Annotated in this window: 2 protein-coding genes; both read right to left on the reverse strand. The window is 51.2% G+C overall.

Going from position 1 to position 4,093, the window contains the following annotated elements:
* Positions 1 to 217 precede the first annotated feature (217 nt).
* Positions 218 to 424, reverse strand: a complete 207-nt coding sequence (locus ACNKIB_RS12240) for a hypothetical protein (RefSeq protein WP_417910848.1) — start codon at positions 422 to 424, stop codon at positions 218 to 220.
* A 195-nt stretch (positions 425 to 619) separates the two neighbouring features.
* Positions 620 to 3,307, reverse strand: a complete 2,688-nt coding sequence (locus ACNKIB_RS12245) for an ATP-binding protein (protein WP_417910849.1) — start codon at positions 3,305 to 3,307, stop codon at positions 620 to 622.
* Between the last annotated feature and the right edge of the window lie 786 nt (positions 3,308 to 4,093).

Consider the following 4,093-nt stretch of genomic DNA (forward strand, 5'->3'; position numbering starts at 1 on the left):
CTGCCGCCTCCTCAAAACTCAAACCTTCACGTTCTTTGATTTCCAATACTTTCCGGCGAAAATCTACTGAATAGGCCATAAGATTCAACTCATAGGATGAAAATGATTGCTTGATCATTTTATATCGCTGCGGCTATATCTAGCCAAACTCCTTGGCGAACGACTTACCAAGCAGGGCAAGCAGCTGGCAAAGGAGTGCGCAAAGGCCAGGCACGAATCAATCTGGCTTGGCCTTGCTCAGTTTGTACTTCTCTGCCAGTGTTTGCCAAGCCTGCAAGCCGCCTTCCCAGCCAAGTTTTTCGGCTAATTGCGCCAAATTTTGCAATGCTTCTGCCAAGCCGATTTCTTTGGCCAGCAGATAGGCTTGCAGCCATGTTTGCTGGGCTTTTTCCTCTTCTCCCTTGTCTCGGTGAAGATGGCCCATGTTGAATAGGGTGGCACAAAGCCCTACCTTGTCGCTAATCTCCCGCTGAATTACGAGTGCTTGCTGGAGAAAGTCGAGTGCGGTGTTATACTTGCCCCGGGGCTCGCCTGGATGAAACCCTTGTCGGCCTCCACTTCGTTGCCTTTGCCATTCTGATGGCTAATCGACTTGTTACGTTTATAATAACAGGCTCTTCTAGGCCAGAGGTCTCTGCGCCTCGTCCAGTACCTCACGAACTAGCGCAGCGAGCTTGGCCGTATTGAGCGGCTTGATTGCATAACGACGTATGCCTAGGGCGAGTGCCTCCTTTTCAGGCAGTACAGCTGTGTAGCCAGTGCAAAGAATGATCGGGAAATCAGGGCGGATTGCCAAGACCGCCTTGGCCAGCTCGCTGCCAGTTAGCTCCGGCATAGTCTGGTCAGTGATGAGCAGGTCAAAGGTGTTGGGCGCAGCGATGAATTTCTCTAGAGCGATGAGGCTTTCGGTCTCAGCAACGACTGTGTAGCCCAAGGTACTGAGAATAGCTTGACTGATATGAACAATGGACGGCTCGTCATCGACAAAGAGGATTCGCTCTGTGCCGCCAGGCAGCGGGCAGCCATCGTTGTTGTCCAACACTTCGGCCTCCTCCTCTGGCAGCACCGGCAGATATACATGAAAGGCGGCCCCCTTGCCCAGTTCACTCTCTACTCTGATGAAGCCGCGACAGTCTTCCACCACGCCAAGGGTGACTGCCAAGCCCAAGCCTGTGCCTGCGCCCTGCTCTTTGGTAGTGAAATAGGGGTCAAAGATCCGGGCCATGGTCTTCTCATCCATACCACAGCCATTGTCCTGAACAGTCAGCAGGATGAACGGCCCTGGGATGAGACAAGGGTGTTCCTCGAGATCTGCCTCAAGCAACTCGATCTGGCGGAGAATGATTTCAATCCGGCCCTGCTTACTGCCGATAGCATGAGCAGCGTTGGTGCAGAGATTAAAGATGATTTGGTGGATATTAGTCGGGTCAGCCAGGACCAAGCCGCTGTCTTCATCGATCTCAGTGCGGATATCAATGGTTGAGGGCAGAGAAGAGCGCAACATCTTGATCGCCTCCTTGACCAGCAGGTAAATCCGCAGAGGCTTCTTCTGGTGTTCGTTTTTCCGGCTGAAGGTAAGGATCTGCTTGACCAGCTCAGTGGCCCGGTTGCCGGCAATGATCACCTGCTCAAGGTCGTTCCAGGCATTGCTGCCCTCAGGTAGCTCCATGCGAGCCAGTTCTGTGTAGCCGAGAATCGCAGCCAGGATATTGTTAAAGTCATGGGCAATGCCCCCAGCCAAGGTACCTATGGCTTCCATCTTTTGCGCCTGGAACAACTCTTCCTCGAGCTTCTTCTTATCTGTGATGTCATGGGCAATATAGACAAAGTAGAGGAATTCACCCTCTGTGGTCAGTACCGGCGCAGCGCAGATATGAAAGAAGCGATTGATGGCTTTATGCTCCATGCCGCCACAGTGCTTTTTCAGGTCGGTCATCGCTCGCAGGCCCGGACAGTCATCGCAGGGATGATCACAACCCCGAAAGAGGCTGTGGCAGGTTCTGCCGAGCAGCTTGTCTGGCGGCAAACGGAAAAACTCAAAGGTCGCCTGATTGGCCCGGATGATTCGCATCTCTTTATCCTGAAGCGTGATAATATCCGGGATCGCGTCAAAGGTGCTTTCCCACTCCTCGGTTTTGCGAATCAGTAGCTCTCTGGCTTTTTTCCGGGAAGTTACGTCTTCATAAACCGCGACGATCTCGCCAGTGGGCAGTTTATAGACATAATATTCCAGACAGGGGAGCACTTCTCCCACCCCACTGCTGTTTTTCTTCTGCACACAGGCAGAGACAGACAGGTGCTCAGCCCTGCCACTCTTGGCCACCCGCCGGAAAACCTCCTCCAAACCGGTTTCGGTAAAGCCGGGAAAAACCTCAGCAGGCTTTTTCCCGGCTGGATCTTCGCCCTCGTCCAGGCGGGCAATCCGCATTCCAGCAGGATTGACCCGCTTAACCTTGAACTCCTCCCCATCCTCGGTTTCATAGACTGCAATGCCATTGGAAATGTTATCGACAATGCCGCGCAGATACTGTTCCTGCACGGAGAGCGTGTGTTCCACCTCCACCCTTGTGCGGAGCTGCCTGCTGCTTTGGATATAAAAGATCACCTGGCCGGTCACGCCGATGCAATAGATCAGTAGATGATACAGCAGCGTGGTCGAGAATTGTTTTTTGAACAAACTGACCGTATTTCCCATCTGGACAACCGCACTGATGCCGCCACGGATGTCACCGAGTTTATCACCGTGCTCTGCATGGCATTTCAAACAGGATTCCTGGACGATTGTTGGAGTCATAACCCGCATGACCGCCTTGTCGTCTTTGGTGATAATTTCAGCGACTTCTTTTGCGCCCTGTTCAAATTGCAGCAAGGCCTTTCTTTCCCATTCATCAGGGATATTTTCATGCCTGACCACATTCAGACTGGTGATATGCCCGGTAAAAACACCGTACATCTCCTTTTCCAGCTCATGCACTTGGCGGGTCATATAGGCCGGATTGATTAGGGTGAGCTGTTTGCCGTTGGTTGTGACTAAATCTCTGTTTGGTTGTTTGCTCAAATAGGGATTGGGCGGACTGATCTGGCTGACCTGCACATACACCCCGCCTTGCCGGGCATTCCAGGCCCGATAAATATGGTCTTTGGAGATAGCGGCCAGTCCTATCTCCCTGCCGATGAACTTGATGCTGTTCCATTCGTTTCTGGCAAATAGGCAGAGTGAGCCGTTGAGCAAAAGCGACCAGAAGATAAAAGCGGTCATGCACCAGCAGCGGAGATGCTTGAGATCAGAATACAGTGTTCTTTTCATGAGAATGGCTGCAAAGAGGCCAGGAAGCAGGCAGGATACATGTCAGCAGAGCGTAGTTAAGGCCCTTATACACACTGTATAATGGGCCAAACCAGAAGTCAAACAGGATTGAGCTGTCTGCGAGTTAGCTATCTCGCGGCCTTCCCGCAAGAGAACTCCGGCCTGCTGGCAAAAGGTGGTAGCTGACCAAGCAGCCTTATTGGCCAAGCCACACAAGGTTGCGGCTTGGCCACAAAGAGTTCTTGCTCGGCAAGAAAAGGTTGCGGCTTAACCAGAACTCTTTGTGGCTCGGTAATAACTCCTTGTGGTTAAGCTACGAAGAGTTGTTGCTCGGTAACAAAGAGTTGTTGCTTAACAATAAAAGGTTCTTGCTTGGCAACAGCCTTCTGTTGCTTGACAATAACCTTTTGTGGCTTGGCAGGAACCTTCTCTTGTTTAGCAACAAGATGTTCCTGCTTGGCAACAACCTTTTGTGGTTAAGCCGCAGAAGGTTGTCAGCTGGCTACACACGTTTGCCAGCAGTGTTGCAAACCGGCAACACCTTATATGGACAAGGAATATGCTAGCGTGTTAATCGGCAGCATCTCAAAACAGAACAGTTTATTGGTTTCACTCTTCATCTCTTAGAGCCTGCCGTGTATCATCGAACCTATCTCAAAATAAACTAGAATAATGCCATTAAATTTGTTAAATTTTCCGCATGGAGATTACCGACAGACAATGGATAAAAATAGAGTCGGTCATCTTGCAGTTGATGTGCAAGAAAGATTCCCGTGGCCGCAAGCC

Origin of the sequence: Candidatus Electronema sp. PJ (genome assembly GCF_048287395.1) — a bacterium.
Classification (GTDB): Bacteria; Desulfobacterota; Desulfobulbia; order Desulfobulbales; family Desulfobulbaceae; genus Electronema.